At 46.7% G+C, this 17,146-nt stretch carries 15 protein-coding genes and 1 riboswitch; of the genes, 3 read left to right on the top strand and 12 right to left on the bottom strand.

What is annotated here, in order from left to right; translation table 11 throughout:
• Positions 1 to 311: 311 nt before the first annotated feature.
• From LGT40_RS02110 to dinB, 4 genes are all read right to left on the bottom strand, one after another.
• A complete protein-coding gene (locus LGT40_RS02110; protein ID WP_226343146.1) occupies positions 312 to 533 on the bottom strand; it encodes a hypothetical protein in 222 nt (73 codons plus the stop codon).
• Between the two features lie 19 nt (positions 534 to 552).
• A complete protein-coding gene (locus LGT40_RS02105) occupies positions 553 to 1,002 on the bottom strand; it encodes a hypothetical protein (protein WP_226069908.1) in 450 nt (149 codons plus the stop codon).
• 103 nt (positions 1,003 to 1,105) lie between these two features.
• Complete coding sequence (locus LGT40_RS02100) at positions 1,106 to 1,576, bottom strand: hypothetical protein (protein ID WP_226069909.1); 471 nt, start codon at positions 1,574 to 1,576, stop codon at positions 1,106 to 1,108.
• A gap of 79 nt (positions 1,577 to 1,655) precedes the next feature.
• Complete coding sequence (gene dinB / locus LGT40_RS02095; protein WP_226069910.1) at positions 1,656 to 2,747, bottom strand: DNA polymerase IV; 1,092 nt, start codon at positions 2,745 to 2,747, stop codon at positions 1,656 to 1,658.
• A gap of 312 nt (positions 2,748 to 3,059) precedes the next feature.
• On the opposite strand from dinB, the gene LGT40_RS02090 reads away from it, so the two are divergent.
• The 3 genes from LGT40_RS02090 to LGT40_RS02080 all read left to right on the top strand — a co-directional run bounded on the left by LGT40_RS02090 (position 3,060) and on the right by LGT40_RS02080 (position 5,658).
• A complete protein-coding gene (locus LGT40_RS02090) occupies positions 3,060 to 4,598 on the top strand; it encodes an AmpG family muropeptide MFS transporter (protein ID WP_226069912.1) in 1,539 nt (512 codons plus the stop codon).
• 11 nt (positions 4,599 to 4,609) lie between these two features.
• A complete protein-coding gene (locus LGT40_RS02085; RefSeq protein WP_226069914.1) occupies positions 4,610 to 5,200 on the top strand; it encodes a hypothetical protein in 591 nt (196 codons plus the stop codon).
• 77 nt (positions 5,201 to 5,277) lie between these two features.
• Complete coding sequence (locus LGT40_RS02080) at positions 5,278 to 5,658, top strand: nuclear transport factor 2 family protein (RefSeq protein WP_226069916.1); 381 nt, start codon at positions 5,278 to 5,280, stop codon at positions 5,656 to 5,658.
• 9 nt (positions 5,659 to 5,667) lie between these two features.
• Here LGT40_RS02080 and ppnN read toward each other — a convergent pair whose 3' ends face one another.
• The 8 genes from ppnN to LGT40_RS02040 form a co-directional block, all read right to left on the bottom strand.
• Entirely contained in the window at positions 5,668 to 7,029 is a 1,362-nt protein-coding gene (gene ppnN, locus LGT40_RS02075; protein ID WP_226069918.1) for a nucleotide 5'-monophosphate nucleosidase PpnN, read from the bottom strand.
• A 160-nt stretch (positions 7,030 to 7,189) separates the two neighbouring features.
• Positions 7,190 to 8,983 (bottom strand): allophanate hydrolase, encoded by a 1,794-nt coding sequence (gene atzF, locus LGT40_RS02070; protein ID WP_226069920.1) that lies wholly within the window; start codon positions 8,981 to 8,983, stop codon positions 7,190 to 7,192.
• The gene (gene uca / locus LGT40_RS02065; RefSeq protein ID WP_226069922.1) at positions 8,983 to 12,579 is read right to left on the bottom strand and encodes an urea carboxylase; all 3,597 of its coding nucleotides are present in this window, start codon (positions 12,577 to 12,579) and stop codon (positions 8,983 to 8,985) included. The genes atzF and uca overlap by 1 nt, the downstream gene beginning before the upstream one ends.
• A gap of 88 nt (positions 12,580 to 12,667) precedes the next feature.
• Positions 12,668 to 13,306 (bottom strand): urea amidolyase associated protein UAAP2, encoded by a 639-nt coding sequence (locus LGT40_RS02060; protein ID WP_226069924.1) that lies wholly within the window; start codon positions 13,304 to 13,306, stop codon positions 12,668 to 12,670.
• A gap of 20 nt (positions 13,307 to 13,326) precedes the next feature.
• On the bottom strand, positions 13,327 to 14,067 hold the full coding sequence (locus LGT40_RS02055) for an urea amidolyase associated protein UAAP1 (protein WP_226069926.1): 741 nt from the start codon (positions 14,065 to 14,067) through the stop codon (positions 13,327 to 13,329).
• Positions 14,060 to 14,845: an ABC transporter ATP-binding protein gene (locus tag LGT40_RS02050; protein ID WP_226069928.1), complete on the bottom strand. Its 786-nt coding sequence runs from the start codon at positions 14,843 to 14,845 to the stop codon at positions 14,060 to 14,062. The genes LGT40_RS02055 and LGT40_RS02050 overlap by 8 nt, the downstream gene beginning before the upstream one ends.
• The gene (locus LGT40_RS02045) at positions 14,842 to 15,669 is read right to left on the bottom strand and encodes an ABC transporter permease (RefSeq protein WP_226069930.1); all 828 of its coding nucleotides are present in this window, start codon (positions 15,667 to 15,669) and stop codon (positions 14,842 to 14,844) included. The genes LGT40_RS02050 and LGT40_RS02045 overlap by 4 nt, the downstream gene beginning before the upstream one ends.
• A 23-nt stretch (positions 15,670 to 15,692) precedes the next feature.
• Positions 15,693 to 16,760: a putative urea ABC transporter substrate-binding protein gene (locus tag LGT40_RS02040; RefSeq protein WP_226069932.1), complete on the bottom strand. Its 1,068-nt coding sequence runs from the start codon at positions 16,758 to 16,760 to the stop codon at positions 15,693 to 15,695.
• A 60-nt stretch (positions 16,761 to 16,820) separates the two neighbouring features.
• Positions 16,821 to 16,921: riboswitch (guanidine-I (ykkC/yxkD leader) on the bottom strand.
• Positions 16,922 to 17,146: the final 225 nt, after the last annotated feature.

Genomic DNA, 17,146 nt, shown 5'->3' with positions numbered 1-17,146 from the left:
CCCTATGGGGCGAGTTCATTTTCTTTGTTTGCCCAAAGAAAACGAACCAAAAGAAAAGGCACCCCTTGTGCTGGCCTGCGGCTCCCCGATAAAAATGGCTATCTCAGAGAAATCGAAAAAACTCGCTGCGCTCAGACATTCCGATTTCTGATCCTGAGAGAGCCATTTTTACCGGCAGCACAAAAGGGGAATTTGGGAATGGCTGTAGGTTGGGCTAAATGAAATGAAGCCCAACAATCTTTTGCGTGGAATTCCAAACGTTGTGATTCGCAAGCTCAGCACCAACCTATGGGAAGTGTTGAATAACGCCCTTATGCGAAGCCGAGCATCGCAGAGCTGGCCGGATCAGCATGACGGCTGTTTGAGCGCAGCGAGTTTCCGTCATGCCCGACCAGATCGAGAAGCACAGGGAACCCGCAGGGCGAGCATGGGCTGCCCTTTTGTTTGGTTCGTTTATTTTGGGCATGCAAAATAAATGAACGCCCAGCGGCAGCGGCAACATCGGGAAAATAATTCAAATTTTTATGTTTCAACCTACGAGCTATTAGTTTTTTATTCGATTTTATGGACTTCCTGACCCAAGTACCAAATAGATCCGAAGTTATGTGGGATTAGCTTGCAGGTTTGCTTGATCTCTTCCACGACCATTGAATCAGGAGTACCGAGATAATTTCGATAAATTAGTAGATGTACCGGACAGGACACAGCGTAAACTCTTGTTAGTTTTTTGGAGACAATTCCGTAAACTGGGTCTGAGGTACGAGTATATTCAGCATTCTTCGATTCCCACCTCTTTTTTACTATCATTAGGTTCTCGTCTGTAAGACCGCTCAGCTCGAAAGCAAGCGCTTCGTTATTATAAGTCCTACAAAGAATATCGGGCTCCTCCATTATGTGATTCCCATTTATTACGGAGTCTGCGATTATGTCGTAATGGGAGCGAGCAACGAACTCACGAAATACCTCTACCTCATGTTGTTTTTTCTCAGAGTCGTTACTCATCGCTATTTCCCAATAACTGACAGCTAGAAAATGGCGTAGCGAAGTGTAAGCAGCTCAACGATAAGGGCGGGGAGATGATTGGCTGCTTGGACATTTTTACAATCTACTGAAGTTTTTTCCAAGTAAGAAAGAATCCGACAAGTTTTGAGAATCCTTTTTTTACTTCAGTATCTCGGGATATCTTGTTTTCATCACTTATTTTTGTCTCATTGATCTCAATGTCACGTAATACCGCCTCAATAATAATACTATCGGAGGTCTCATTATGAGTTTTACCCCAGTAATCTAAATTTTTTGCTGAAGCATCCTTAAAACCACATTCGTAACCATCAAAAAAGCCAGTATAACTACTGTACCTAGTGCGCATAACTACAAAAGCTGACACAGCTAATATTAGGCCTAAATATTTAATATTTGAATAATTACCAGATGAGAAAAACTCAAAATAGGCCCATACAGATAATCCAACGAAAAAGACAATTTCAAGAGCCTTATTATTGACAAGCCAATGTGAAGCTTCTGATTGCAAAAACCTCCATTTAGCAATACCCCATATTTTTTCATCTAATTTCATTGTTTTTCTCTTTTATACAGTCATGTTTTGTATATAAAAAAAAGCATGTAATTTAAAACGAAAATAGCATATTTATCAGTTAAGATTTATGACTTAACATTAAATCCAACTGCGCCTGCCCTTTCTCATCAACCACCGGCAAATCAAACCCACTCAAACTCAACCCCACTAACCTAACTGGTTTATTTTCCGCTTCAGTCCGAGCCAACAATTGCGGAATCCACTCCTGCAAATCAGCAAAGCCAATACTATGATCCAGCGTCTGGGCCCGGGTGACTTGCTGAAAGTCGGCGTATTTCACTTTAACGGTAACCGTTCTACCTTGCATATTGTGTTTGTTGAGGCTTTCAATTACTTGCTGAGCAAGGTCGAGCAGAATGTTGGTCAGCTCGGGAACAGAAAGAATATCTTCAGCAAAGGTAGTTTCCTTGCCCAGTGACTTGCGGATACGTTGACTGCGAACCGGACGTTCATCAATGGCACGGGCGATGTTGTAATAATACTGGCCGGATTTGCCGAAGCGTTCTGTGAGTTCAGCAAGCGTTTTCTGGCGTAATTCATTGCCGGTATGGATGCCGAGGGTTTTCATTTTGGCTTCGGTGGCGGGACCGATACCGTGAAACTTGCCGATAGGGAGTTTGTTTACAAATTCTTGGCCCTGTTCTGGGCGGATCAGATAAAGACCATCGGGTTTATCCATGTCAGAGGCAATTTTGGCGAGAAATTTATTGTAGGAGACGCCGGCCGAAGCAGTGAGCCCCGTCTCGGCTAAGATTTCACCTTTGATGGCTTTGGCAATTAATGTGGCCGAGCCGTTAAACGATTCGGTATAGGTGACATCCAGATAGGCTTCATCTAAAGAGAGTGGTTCGACTTCTGAGGCATAACGCCAGAATATTTCGCGGATCTGGTTGGAAACTTCTTTATAGGCGTCAAAACGGGGACGGACAAAAATAGCCTCGGGGCATAATCGATAGGCCCGCGATGAAGCCATTGCTGAATGAATACCAAATTTGCGCGCTTCATAACTGCACGCGGCAACCACGCCGCGACTGTCGGGTTGTCCACCGACAATTAACGGTTTGCCTTTAAGCTCGGGAAAATCACGTTGTTCAACTGATGCATAAAATGCGTCCATATCGACGTGAATGATTTTTCGTTGTTTCGCCATTGAGATTTGGGATTAGTGAGTTCTCTGTATTTTCTCACACTCATGGTGAAGATGTGAGACAGATATTACTTCCTTTAACCAACTATGACTTCAGAGTGGATTGCCGCAAGAGACGATGTTACTTTAGAGGCTGGTAAATTTTATAGCGTACATCCTTAGGGGACATGATTGAAAAACGCCGCAGTGTGTTTTTCATTTAGAATAACCAAAATTTATTTTTCGCGCCTTGCGTGACGTTTTTTTATTCACAACTGAGGCGGCTATGAAAGATAAACAGACCCTTATTCATTCAACCTCATCAGTGAGTTCAGTTTGATTGCAAGTATCCGTTCCTGGCAGGAAAGTCTGCGGGCTTTTTTTACCCCCCAAGTTGTCACTATGCTGTTTCTCGGCATTGCGGCGGGGTTGCCATTATTACTGATTTTTTCCTCACTCAGCTTATGGTTGCGTGAAGCGGGTGTGGATCGCAGCGCCGTCACTTATTTCAGCTGGGCCGCTTTGGGCTACTCATTCAAATTTGTCTGGGCTCCGCTGCTTGATATTTTACCGCTACCTGTTCTCAACCGAGCGCTGGGGCGACGGCGGAGTTGGCTGTTTCTCTCACAACTGATGATTATTACCTCGATCATCATGATGGCAATGATCGATCCGGCAACCCATTCACTGACTTTGATGGCTGTCGCCGCCGTATTACTGGGCTTTTCAGCGGCCACACAGGATGTCGTAATCGACGCCTATCGTATTGAGTCAGCTGATACGCGTTTACAGGCCTTGATGTCTGCCAGTTATATCGCCGGTTATCGAATTGGGATGTTACTGGCCGGGGCAGGGGCATTGATGCTGGCCAGTTATTTCGGTTCAGAAATGGGTGAATATGATTATCTGGCATGGCGACAGAGTTATCTGATTATGGCGGCGCTGATGCTGATTGGCGTGGTTACCACCTTATTAAGCCCCGAGCCGGAGGTGAATAAAAAGGTACACGATGATCGCAAGCGCGATTATCTGGGGTTGATGCTGACCTTTGCCTTATCCATCAGTGGTTTTATTGGTTGTTTTTATCTGACTGCGGACTGGGCGGTTCAGGCACGTTTACAAATGCTCAGCTGGGTCAATAATGGACCCTTGGCAGCCGTCGGTGTTGAATTAGTTCGGCTATTGCTGGCGACGATTGTGGCGGTCATTATTGCCAAAGTACTGATATTAATGGGCTGGGTTCAAAAGAGCATTGTGCATCGCAGCTATGTTGAACCGGTACAGGACTTCTTCAAACGTTATGGTCTGTCGATGGCGTTACTGTTGCTGTCGCTGATAGGTCTGTATCGAATCTCCGATATCGTATTAGGTGTGATTGCCAATATTTTTTATCAGGATATGGGCTTTACCAAACCCGAGATTGCCACGGTAGTGAAAACCTTTGGTTTGTTTATGACCATTTTTGGCGGTTTTCTTGGCGGCATCCTGGCGTTACGTTTTGGAGTAATGCGTATTTTATTTTTAGGGGCGGTGTTATCGGCATTAACCAATCTGCTCTTTATGTTGCTGGCTCAAATGGGCAACGATATCTGGATGCTATATATCGTTATTTCCGCCGATAATCTTTCTGGCGGTTTGGCCAGTGCGGCATTTATTGCCTTCTTATCGAGTCTGACCAATATCTCGTTTACCGCGGTGCAATATGCCATCTTCAGTTCATTGATGACGTTATTGCCAAAAATTCTTGGCGGTTATTCCGGAACAATGGTTGAGAGCATGGGCTATGAGCAATTCTTTTTGTTGACGGCATTCCTGGGAGTACCTGTGTTGCTATTGGTCTTCCTTGCCGCCAGGCGTTTTCGAATTGATGGTTAGCTGATTGCGCTATGTGGCGTTGGCTGTTCATCATCGTCGTGATTTTTTTCGGCTGGCGTCATTGTTCTACCGTAGAGCTCCACTATGCCGCACCTCAACAGGTTATAGATAACGCACCTCAACAATCCAAGGCGTCAGGCTTGCAGCCCGTTCCTTTGGAAGACTATGCGATACAACCGGTGGCGGAATTTATACTAGAAGCGAGAGTGTTATCACGCAAAGACTATTGGTTTGGACGTGAAGCCGATTTATCGCCCACAGATTTGGTATTGGGCTGGGGCGAAATGGCGAATCCGCTAGTTCTCAAACAGATCAATATACGCCAGTCTGGTCGATGGTATTTCTGGCAGGTCGAGTCATTTCCCATTCCCCGTCGCAGTATCGAAACGCAAAGTGCCAATATGCATTTGATTCCGGCTAATGATGAAGTCGCCAGAACACTCAAGCACATCCGTCCAGGGCAATTAATTACCTTGCAGGGCTATTTAGTGAATGTGAATGCTGATGATGGCTGGCGTTGGAGCAGTTCATTAACCCGTGAAGATACTGGTGCCAATGCCTGTGAATTAATCTATGTGAAGCAGTTAAAAATTATTTCCTGACAATAAGTTTTCGCGGGAAATATCCCCGAAATGTTTATGCTATGTTGACTGCTGTGATCCAAAACATGGAGTTGATTATGTCGAATAACGCTATTTCAATCGATGATTACGAGGCCATCAGCAAACTGATTCAGCACTATATTGATGGTGCTGTGGCAGGCCGGGGTGAACTTATGAAGCCGGCATTTCATCAGGACGCCACTATCTATGGTTATGTCGGTCCAGATTTATTTGCTGGCCCCATTCAGGGCTTATATGACTGGAATGATGAAAATGGTCCGGCTACGGGTATGAAATCAAAGATTACTCATATCGATGTGGTTGGTACGGCAGCCAGTGTCAGACTCGAATCAGATAACTGGACCGGTCACCGCTTTACCGATTTTTTTAATTTGTTAAAAATTGATGGCAAATGGCAGGTGATGAATAAAGTATTTCATCTGCATGACGAAACCTGAGCTGCTGGACTAATCCAGCAGCTTGTAACAAGGTTTGTAAGCATGTTCGTCCTGACCCAGTTTCATGCGTTTTTCGCGAACAAACTTGCGTAATAAATTATCAATTTCTCGCAGCAGATCGGGGTCGCCATTGATAACATATGGGCCATGTTTGGCTACTTCGCGAATCCCGAAAGCTTTTACATTCCCGGCGACAATGCCGGAAAAAGCCGAACGTAAATTGCTGGCCAGTTCATGACGTGGCATATCGGGGTATAACCGTAAGGACGCCATATTTTCATGGGTGGGGATAAATGGCTGTTGCAGCATCGGATCGATATGTAACTGCCAGTTAAAATAATAGGCGTCCTGCGTTTCTCGACGGAGCTGGTGTACTTGATCGACCGAATCCCGAATGATTTGCCCAACCGTAGCTGGCTCACCAATGACGATTTGATAAAGCTCGGCAATTTCCTCGCCCAGACAACGGCGCAGGAATTTATCCAACGTCTCGAAATAATCACGGCAGGATTCGGGGCCGGCAAATACCAGCGGGATGCCTTGTTTATTCTCTGGATGTAACAGGATACTCAGCAGGTAGAAAATTTCTTCTACGGTGCCAACGCCACCTGGAAATACAATAAAGCTATGACCCAGCCGGACAAATGCTTCAAGACGTTTTTCAATGTCCGGCATGATCACCAGTTCATTAACGATCGCATTCGGCGATTCTGAAGCAATAATGCCGGGCTCACTGATACCGATATAACGCCCGGTTTTGATTTGCTGTTTGGCATGGCCCACTGCTGCACCTTTCATCGGACCTTTCATTGCGCCAATACCGCAGCCGGTAATGATATCGAGATTTCTCAGGCCTAATTCATAGCCCACATGTTTGGCGTAATCATATTCTTCTCGTGGAATGGAATGACCACCCCAGCACACCACCAGATTCGGTGTCATATTTGGCCTGATGGCATCGGCATTGCGCAGAATCATAAACACGCTATCGGTGATCTCCCCGGAGGTCGGAGAGGTTTGCCGGGCAAGGATCTTGAAATCGGTATAGATAATATCGCGAAGGGCCGATGACAAATGCTCCTGAATACCGCGAATGATTTTGTCGTCAACAAAAGACTGTGCAGGTGCATTGCTGATTTCCAACACCACCCCACGCGATTGTGGGACCAGTTTGATATCAAAATCCGCAAAGGTATTAAAGATCTGTTCCGCATCATCCTGATGACTGTCAGTATTTAAAATCGCCAGAGCACAATCGCGAAACAGACGGTGTAAATCCTCGCTGGTATTACTGATGCGTTGAATTTCTTCCTGTGATAACAGATTTAACGTTCGTAACGGGCGAATCGTGGTGTGTTGAATTTTGTTCATAGACTTCTATTGATAAAAAAGGCAAGCCGACATACTCCCACTGTTGGGAATGGGAATCAATGGAATAGTCGATGCTCATTCAAATAGCGATCAGTTTTTAAGTTATAGGAGAGCCGAACCGGATGGATTCCGGCTCGGTTTTTTTTAAAAGTGGACCGATTTATTGCTGCTGAACGTAAGCCCGCCAGCCTTTAAGGTGACTGATATCGGTAGCGTTGGTGATGGCATAAGGTTCACAGATAAATCCGTTATACCATTGCTGATCAGCCAGTTGCACCTTGCCGATACCTAACGGAGCAGGGATGCCTGCGACAAACGATCCAAAGCTGGCAGTGGGTAATTCCCATAACTCAACTTCAATCGACTCACCCTGCTGCTCATCTCTGACCAGACCAGGTCTGGCGGGTGGGCCGCCGGAAAGTGCATAAAGTCGGTAATCTGCACTGGTTTGTGTGGTGCGTATTAATTTGCCGCCACGCTCCCGTAATTGCCAGTTAAGTGGTTGACCCTCTAAATGCGCTCCACAGACAACGACCTTAATCCGGTCCATCACTCCAGAGTTTAACGCATGGGATTCAGCAAGCGGCAACGAGGTGGCTCCCAGCGGTAATTTCAGTGTTTGTTGCAATTGATTGGCATAAGACAATAAGCGGGTATCACTGAAGGCTCTGGAAAACAGTGTCACGCCAAACGGTAGCCCGTTTGAGTTAAAGCCTGCAGAAACGGCAACCGCACTGCAATCGAGCAGATTCATAAAGTTGGTGTAATAACCCAGCTGGCTATTAAGTTTAATTGGCTCTGCCTGAACCTCTTTGATTTTGTAAATCGTGCCGGCGGTTGGTGTGAGAATAAAATCAAAGTTTTCCAGTGCCGGAGTGACCTGCTGTTTGCAGTGCTGCAATTGGTACTCAGCACCGAACAGATCTTCGGCTGAAGCGGTGTTATTACTCTCGAGAATTTGTTGTAAAACCGGAAGCATATCTTCACGTTTAACATTGGCAGTGGCAATACGCCGTTCTGCCACCCAGGGGCCTTCGTATAACAATCTGGCCGCGGTCAGAAACGGCTTGAAATCAATTTCATGACAGATACCGCCAAGTTTTTTCAGTGTTTCAACTGTGTTATGAAAGCCCCGTTCATTTTCCTGATCACCAAAAAAGGCTAATTGTTCTGCTTGTGGAATGGCGAAGCTAAAGCTATCGCCTGCAATAAAGCCATAATTGCGCCGGTTGGTATCTATATTGTGTCGGGAATAATCGTCTTTGGAGTCGAATGCCGCAGCCACTTCAAAAACCCGGTTCGCATCGTCTGTGGTCAGACTGAAGATAGACACACAATCCAGGCTTTTACAGGCTGGCACCACTCCGTGATTGCTGAGCAAACCTCGAGTGGGTTTCAGACCAATAAGATTATTGAATGCGGCAGGTACACGACCGGAACCAGCGGTATCGGTACCCAGTGAAAAACTCACCAGTCCCAGTGCCACTGCCACCGCAGAACCGGAACTGGAACCACCGGAAATGTACTGTGGATTAAAACTATTGTGACAGACGCCCCATTTATCCGGTGAACGTACTCCAACTAACCCGGTAGCAAACTGATCCATATTGGTTTTACCAATCGGAATCGCCCCAGCATTAATCAGTAATTCCACCACATGAGCAGATTGCTCTGCTGTATAGCGATAAGCTTCGCAGCCAGCAGTGACATCCACACCAGCTAATTCAATATTGTCCTTTATTGCAAATGGAATGCCATATAACGGCAATTTATCAGGTGATTGGCCGATTAAATTATCCAGATAAGGCTGAATAGCCTCTCGCGATAACAGGGTTATCCAGATATTTCGATCAGCATAGGTGGCGGCGCGTTTCAGCACCTCATCAATCAGTTTATGCGGAGAGAGCTTGCCCTCACGATAAGCCTCATGGATGGCAGTAATGGTCATATCCATTATTCTACCTCCCCGGAAATAACAACCAGACGGTCACCCATACCGACTTGGGCGCCGGCTTGTCGTTTAATTTCTGTGACGATACCGGCTTGAGTCGCTGTTATCTGGATCTCCATTTTCATTGCTTCCAGAATCATCAGTACATCACCTTCGTTTACTGACGAGCCGATTTCCACTTCCACTTTCCAGACACTGCAATTAAGCGGACTATCAATGGAAATAGCATTTTCCGGCAAAGGTGCACTTTCCTCATCAATTATTTGTGTCTCATTACCACTATCAAAATGTAATAAACCTTCACGCTTCCAATGTTCCAGTTCCTGTTCAAAAGCCAGTTCACGCTGACGGGTAAAGCTGTCAATCGACTCACGGTTTTCAGCAATAAACTGGTTATAGCGTTTGAGATTGAAGGTGGTTTGTTCAATCTTCAGCGGATAATTACCTTGCGGAAAATCACGGCGGATTTGCAGCAGTTCATCGTGGCTGACTTCATAAAACTTGATTTGATCAAAAAACCGTAACAACCAGGGTTTGCTGAATTCAGTGGTTTGCAGATAACGGTTCCACATTTGCAAAGTCCGGCCAATAAACTGATAGCCACCCGGACCTTCCATGCCATAAATGCACAGATAGGAACCGCCAATACCAACCGAGTTTTCAGCCGTCCAGGTCCGGGCAGGGTTGTATTTCGTGGTGACCAGACGGTGTCTTGGATCCAGCGGGGTTGCAACGGGCGCTCCCAGGTAAACATCGCCCAGGCCCATCACCAGATAACTGGCTTCAAACACAATTCGCTTTACCTCATCGACTGAGCTGAGACCATTTATCCGGCGGATAAACTCAATATTATCCGGACACCAGGGCGCGTTATGACGTACCCCTTGCATATACTTCTGAATAGCTTGCTGACAGGCTTCATCATTCCAGGAAATCGGTAAATGCACGATGCGCGCAGGCACGTCCATATCCTCTATATTGCTGATTTCCTGTTCAGCTTTTTTAAGGATGCCGACCAGCGTCTCCAGTGAAATTTGCAGGCCATCATAGTGAATCTGCAGCGAACGAATGCCGGGTGTAAGTTCACGTAAACCTTTGATATTTTGTTGCTGTAACCACAGCATCAACGCATGCACTTTAAAACGCAGATTGATATCCAGCTTCAGTTCGCCATATTCGACCAATAGATAATGATCGCCCGCCAATCGGTAGCAAACATCTATACCAGTCTCTGGCGAATTCAGCGTGTCATAGATGGGTGAGCCAATTTCGGTGGGGATGACTTCCACAGGTTGCGGTGCCAGTTGAGCAAGCGATTCCAGCTGAGCCCGTTCCATGGCTCTGGCGGTTGCAATCGACACCGGAATAAAACGCAAGGTATCGCCGGCTTTTAACTGACCCAGTTTCCACAGTTCGGCTGTGATCACGGTGGCCGGACAGACAAAGCCACCTAACGACGGACCATCGGGGCCGAGAATAATCGGCATATCGCCGGTGAAATCAATGGTGCCCACCGCATAAGCATTATCGTGAATATTGGATGGGTGTAAGCCCGCTTCACCCCCGGTATTTCTGGCCCATTCCGGACGTGGCCCAATCAGTCTTATACCGGTGCGGCTGGAGTTGTAGTGAATTTTCCAGTCAGCGGCAAAAAACATTTCGATATCCTGTTCGGTGAAGAAATCCGGCGCGCCATGTGGTCCATAAATCACCTTGATATCCCAATGAGTGCTAATTCCGGGGATTAATTCGGCAGGAGGTGTTGTGTAACCAACTTCTGCAGTTTCGGCTGATAAATGCAGCACATCGCCGGTTTTTAAAGTACGACCGACATGGCCGCCAAATTGACCCAGGGTAAAGGTGGAGCGGGAGCCTAGGTAATTCGGACATTGAAGGCCACCCGCCACCAGCAGATAAGACCGCGTACCGGCTGCTTTGATCTGACCCAGTGTAAGTTTGTCACCGCTAGCAACAGAATGGATTTTCCAGCAATCAATCGGCTCGCCATTCAGTTTCGCCTCAATGGTGGCCCCGGTAATGATAATTTGGCTGCTGCAATGAAATACCAGTTCCGGACCGCTCAGCGTAATTTCCAGTCCGGCGCAGTCTTCGGTATTGCCAAGCAGACGATTACCCAGCCGGAATGACCAGTTGTCATAGGGACCGGAAGGCGGAATGCCGATATCCCAATAACCTTGCCGACCGGGATAATCCTGCACCGTGGTCATGGTGCCCGGCGATAAAACGCTGAAGGTGCTGGGTTGATAGACAAAACTATCCAGATAACGGGTGGTGATGCTGGCGGATAAAAAAGCCGCATCATTGAGGATATGGCTGAGGTAGTCGGTATTGGTTTCTATGCCATAAATGCTGATTTGTTTGAGAGCTGCAAGCAGTTTCTCATGCGCTGTTTCGCGGGTTTCTGCATAACTGATCACTTTGGCCAGCATCGGATCAAAAAACGGCGAGATCTCGATGCCAGGTTTGATCCAGTGATCAATACGTAAGTCTGGCAGTTGAGGAAATACGACTTCGGTTAACAGACCGGCTGATGGCTGGAATTTTTTGAATGGATCTTCGGCATATAAACGCACTTGGATGGCATGACCATGAGGCTCAGGTGCAACTTTGGGTAACGTATCTGCTTGCGCGCCGACCTCAATCATCCAGCGCACCAGATCCACCTGATAGATTGCTTCAGTGACGCCATGCTCAACCTGTAGCCGGGTATTCACCTCCAGAAAATAAAAGTCATGGGTCTGGGCATCGTAAACAAATTCCACGGTACCGGCGCTGCGATAATTAACGGCTGCCATTAACCGAACGGCTACCTCGTGCATTGCCTGCCGAACGTTGTCTGGAATATTTGGGGCAGGCGCTTCTTCAATCACTTTCTGATTACGCCGCTGACTGGAACAGTCACGATCACCCAGGGCCAGCACATGACCCTGACCATCGCCAATGATCTGTACTTCGATATGTCGCGCCTGGGTGATAAATTTTTCAATAAACACGCCATCATTGGAAAAGTTATTGGCACCCAGCCGTTTAACCGAATTAAAGGCATTTTTCAGCTCAGCTTCGTTATCACAACGACTCATGCCGATACCGCCACCGCCGGCGGTGGATTTGAGCATGACTGGATAACCAATGGTTTGGGCGATGGCGAGCGCCTGTTCAATATCCTCAAGTAATTCTGAACCTGGCAATAAAGGCACAGCATTTTGCTGAGCCAGTGCTCTGGCACTGTGTTTCAGACCAAAGGCTTCCATCTGCTGCGGTGTGGGGCCCAGCAATACCAGATTATTGGCTTCACAAAGCCGGGCAAAGTCAGGGTTTTCACTTAAAAAACCATAACCGGGATGGATGGCCTCTGCGCCGGTTTCTCTGGCAATTTCGAGAATGCGTTGCTGATTCAGATAAGTGTCTGCGGCGCGGCCTTCTCCAAGCGAAATGGCTTCATCAGCCATGCTGACATGCAAAGAGTCGCGATCGGCTTCGGCATAGATGGCTACAGCCTGAATACCCATTTGCTGCAGGGTGCGAATAATGCGGGCGGCAATCGCCCCGCGGTTGGCAATTAATATCTTCTTGAACATGGTTTTATCATCTCAAGGTGTGGGTCGTCCCACTGAAAAACCGGCGCGTTTCAAGTCGTCTCAAAACACGTTATTGCTGTTTGTATTATCAATCCCAGATATAAAGCCCTATCGGGGTCGGATTGTAGGCATTGCAGGGATTGTTCAATTGTGGACAATTGGATATCAACACGATGACGTCCATTTCAGCCTGCATTTCAACGTACTTACCGGCTTCTGAAATACCGTCTGCAAAGGTCAATCCCCCTTGTTCTGTGACCGGTACATTCATAAAAAAATTAATGTTATGGGTGATATCGCGTTTGCTGATACCAAAATGTTCATTTTCAGCGACCGCCAACATCCAGCTGTCACGACAGGCATGCATGGTTTTCTTTTCCAGTGCGTATCGCACGGTGTTGGATTCCGTAGCACAGGCACCACCCAGCGTATCGTGACGACCACAGGTGTCGGCAGTAATGGTCAGCATGGGGTTACCCATATTGGTCAGCAACGTGGTGCCGGCAGTGAGGTAAACATTTTTTTGTTCACGAATGGTATCTATCGCGCTGTAGCGTTCTGCAGGATCAGCAACACTGTAGAACAGCGTATCTGCTGCCTGATTGCCATGCAGATCGACTATGCGTAAGGTCTGGTTTTTCAGCAGCGGTTGCATCCAGTAATCACCAGCCAGTACTTCTTCGTAACGGACTGCCTGATTAGTATTCAAAAGACTTTCTTTAATCACGATCGGTTTGTCCTTTTACTTTAATGATGTCCACACAGGTGATAGAGGCGATTGTTTTCAAAACCACGCTGATTTTCGGCGCAGGCATTCAGACAGAGATCGTCTTCAGTGACGTCAGCAGCAGTGCGGATTTGATAGATGACCGGCTTTTTGGGATATGACGCTGCCGTATTCATCGGATGCGGACAGGTGTGTAACAGCACCAGGGTATCCATTTCAAAGCGCAGATCCACATAATCACCGGCTTTACTGTGATTTTCGACATAGGTCAGATTGCCCAGCTCATCTGTTTTGATACAGCTGAACAGATTCAGATTGGCTGCAATATCGCGTTTATTCAGACCATATTTGGCCAATTCGACTAAAAAGGCGTGTTCACCACTGATGGTCCAGTCGTTACGAAACTGTTGGTAATTTTTGACGCCCCATTTGGCCTCCAACGCAGCATTGGTCAGATTGCCGCCAACAGTGTCGTGCCAGCCCACAGTATCCTCAGTAATTGAGCAAAAGATGCGGCCCATATCAGAATAAAGGCAATGGCCTTTGGTGAGTTTGAAGGTGTGCTGACATTTCAAGGTGTCGGGCGCGTTATAGCGCTCTAACGGATTCTCCGGGTTGTAAAACAACATGCCGACATTGGCACCGCCATGCTCATCAATCAGGCGCAGGGTGGTGCCTTTGCGCATCAGCATTGACCAGTGGGCTCCACCTGGAAGCCTGTCCTGATATAAAACGTCTTTGTCTTGGGTAGTTTCAGTCATTGTGTATTGCCTGTTGTGTCATCAACGTATCTTGAAAATCATTGTTGGCTTGTTTTTTTGAACGTCCTACCGGTATGTCGTAGGTGATGGACGCTCCATAACGGTTTGGCTGATCGGGATCATGTCGCTGTTTATCAAATACCAGCAGTTGAGTGCCTAATGAAAAGCCTTCGGACAAATCATGGGTAATCATAAATATCGTGATATGGGTCTCGCGCCAGATATCCAGGATCAGCTCATGCATATCGGTACGAATACCGGGATCCAGTGCACCAAAAGGTTCATCCAACAGCAGAATTTGTGGCTGTTTAATTAAGGCCTGAGCGATTGCCAGACGCTGTTGCATACCGCCAGACAATTCGCTCGGATATTTGGTTAAGGCATGACCTAGTCCCACTTTTTCCAACAAAGCAACTGCCCGTTCCCGAATAGCCTGACGTTTTTTGCCAAAACAGCGACCCAGTAAGCGGGATTTCTTCAGTTCCTCACCCAGCATCACGTTTTCGACCACGTTTAGGTGGGAAAATACCGAGTACTTCTGAAATACAATGCCGCGATCAGCTCCCGGTTCATTGGCTATGGGTTTACCGTTTAACAGCAATTCACCTCGAGTGGGTTGCTCAGTGCCCAACAGCATTTTCAGGAAGGTGGTTTTGCCACAACCTGATGCGCCGACCAGCGTGACAAATTCGCCGGCTTTGACATCAAGATTGATATTTTCCAGCACGATATTGTCACCGTATTCCTTCCACAGGTTTTTGATCTTGATATCGTTCATTTGCTTTCTCCCTGCTCAGCTGAATGCCAGGGAAAAACGCCTTTTGACAGGCGTCTCAGCAGATAATCCATCAAAAATGCCAACAGTGTTATCCATACAACGTAGGGCAGAATGATATCCATCGACATATAACGTCGAACCAGAAAAATCCGATAGCCCAGTCCTTCGGTAGCAGAAATGGCTTCAGCCGCAATCAGAAATAACCAGGCCGAGCCCAGACTCAAACGAACGGCATCAATCAACTTGGGTAACACCTGAGGTAACACTACCCGGAGAATCAGTTGCCAACTGTTGGCTCCTAATGTCTGAGCTTTAATGATGATTTCATGCGGTAATGCCATCACCCTGAGCTGCACATCTCGAATCAGAAAGGGTGTAATACCCAACACAATCAGCATCACTTTGGAGAGTTCACCCAGACCGAAGATAATGAACAGGATTGGCAAAATCGCTAATGGTGGCACCAGTGAAATGATGGTTATCACGGGTGCTATTCCAGCTCTGACCAATGGAATAATGCCGACCAGAATGCCGATAATCAGACCGGTCAAAGCACTGATGCCGACGCCGAGCCCAAGCCTTTGCAGGCTGGCAGCCGTATCCGCCCACAATACATAATCACCGGTACGCTTGTTGGGCTCGAATGCCAGATAAGATACCGCATCGATAAAAGACTGCATTGACGGCATCAACTTATCATTGGGGTTAATAGCCAGACGTTCACTGGAAAAGTAAAAGTAAACCATTCCAATCAGAACGAATGGCAATATCCCCAGAATGCATTTGCCTAAAGTGCCTGGACGCTGGTTAATCAGTCTCTTCACGAGAAACTCCCTGTTTTTATTTCTTAAAGGGCGTTATCCGCAGCCATTTTCATAAAACTGGAATCAAATCTGAGTTTGACGTTGTTTTTATCACCCGCCACCTCACCGTTGGGGTAGGCAATACCGATAAAGCCGGCGTCCATTGCACCATCGCCTAACAAACCATGATCAAATGAAAATTCAGTAATGTGTTTCATCGTGGATTGCAGTTGATCGCTGTTGGCAAAACTGACGGCTTCGGCGGCTGTGTAGAACATGTTGGTTGCATCCAGCTGTGCTTTATAACCTGCCAGATCGGTTCCGGATGCTTCAGCCATCATGGTTAAAGCATCTTTATCTCCGGCCTGCATTTTCGCCATGATTTCATACCAGGCACCGGTTAACGCTTTACCAAAAGCCGGATTCGCTTCGAGCGTTTCAGTATTAACCACCAGCATATCGATAATCTCACCAGGGATATCAGATGAATCAAACACCTTGGTGGTTTCAGGAATAGCGGTGATTTCTGACAGTAATGGATTCCAGGTTACGGTGGAGGTGACATCTGACGCATTAAATACGCCTACCAGATCGGCATCTGATGTATTCACTACGGTCACATCACGTTCGCTCATATCAACGCTATCCAGTGCCCGCGCTAACAGATAATGAGAAACCGATAATTCCACCAGATTGACGCGTTGACCTTTGATATCAGCAAGCGTTTTATCGGCGCCTTTCAGCACAATGCCGTCATTACCATTGGAAAAATCACCAAGAATTAATGCTGTGCTATCCACACCACCTGCCGCAGGAATCGTTAATGCGTCCATATTGGTCATGGTGCAACCATCAAACTGGCCAGCGGTATATTGATTGATGGATTCGATGTAATCGTTGATCTGTACAACATCAATTTCAATATCGTATTTATCTGCCCATTTTTTGACGATGCCGGCATTATCGGCATAATCCCATGGCATCCAGCCCGCATAGATGGTCCAGGCGATACTGAATTTGTCTTTGGTTTCAGCTTGAGCTGACAGGGGAGAAATCAGAACTGATAAAGAAAGCAGCAACAGGCTGCCAATGCGGAGAAGAGAATGCTTCATTTTGGTTGTACCTCACAGCTTAGGTTAAGAACACGGTGAAAGAGATGTTTTATTCAAACAATCTCCCGGGCTTTTATCCCTCCGTGTAACCTTCGCTGTGAAGGTCGGTCACTCTCGGTCCAGACGTTATTTGCATAACCGGAACCCTAGAGACCTATTGCTGTTCTTTTGGTGTGACTAAAACACCTCTGACACGCTGCAGGTGTTAACGCAGGATCTGGGCCAACTTCAGAAGATGTTTAGATATCAATTAAAAACAATAGCTTGACTTATTTTTAGGTTATTTAAGGAAATCATTAACGCACCAGAAATGTGCGCATTTAAATGTTAGTGCCCAATTATGGATCGGTTGGAGCAGTTTTATCGGATCATTTTTCCAAAAAAAA

Origin of the sequence: Methylophaga pinxianii, from assembly GCF_020447225.1 — a bacterium.
Lineage (GTDB): Bacteria > Pseudomonadota > Gammaproteobacteria > Nitrosococcales > Methylophagaceae > Methylophaga > Methylophaga pinxianii.
Note: the sequence above shows the minus strand (reverse complement) of the source record. Positions and strands in the feature narration are given on the sequence as shown.

Excerpts from the sequence above, each read along its gene's own strand:
- LGT40_RS02105 (WP_226069908.1), bottom strand. The coding sequence starts at position 1,002 with ATGAGTAACGACTCTGAGAAAAAACAACATGAGGTAGAGGTATTTCGT.
- LGT40_RS02100 (WP_226069909.1), bottom strand. The coding sequence starts at position 1,576 with ATGAAATTAGATGAAAAAATATGGGGTATTGCTAAATGGAGGTTTTTG.
- dinB (WP_226069910.1), bottom strand. The coding sequence starts at position 2,747 with ATGGCGAAACAACGAAAAATCATTCACGTCGATATGGACGCATTTTAT.
- LGT40_RS02085 (WP_226069914.1), top strand. The coding sequence starts at position 4,610 with ATGTGGCGTTGGCTGTTCATCATCGTCGTGATTTTTTTCGGCTGGCGT.
- LGT40_RS02080 (WP_226069916.1), top strand. The coding sequence starts at position 5,278 with ATGTCGAATAACGCTATTTCAATCGATGATTACGAGGCCATCAGCAAA.
- ppnN (WP_226069918.1), bottom strand. The coding sequence starts at position 7,029 with ATGAACAAAATTCAACACACCACGATTCGCCCGTTACGAACGTTAAAT.
- atzF (WP_226069920.1), bottom strand. The coding sequence starts at position 8,983 with ATGGATATGACCATTACTGCCATCCATGAGGCTTATCGTGAGGGCAAG.
- uca (WP_226069922.1), bottom strand. The coding sequence starts at position 12,579 with ATGTTCAAGAAGATATTAATTGCCAACCGCGGGGCGATTGCCGCCCGC.
- LGT40_RS02055 (WP_226069926.1), bottom strand. The coding sequence starts at position 14,067 with ATGACTGAAACTACCCAAGACAAAGACGTTTTATATCAGGACAGGCTT.
- LGT40_RS02050 (WP_226069928.1), bottom strand. The coding sequence starts at position 14,845 with ATGAACGATATCAAGATCAAAAACCTGTGGAAGGAATACGGTGACAAT.
- LGT40_RS02040 (WP_226069932.1), bottom strand. The coding sequence starts at position 16,760 with ATGAAGCATTCTCTTCTCCGCATTGGCAGCCTGTTGCTGCTTTCTTTA.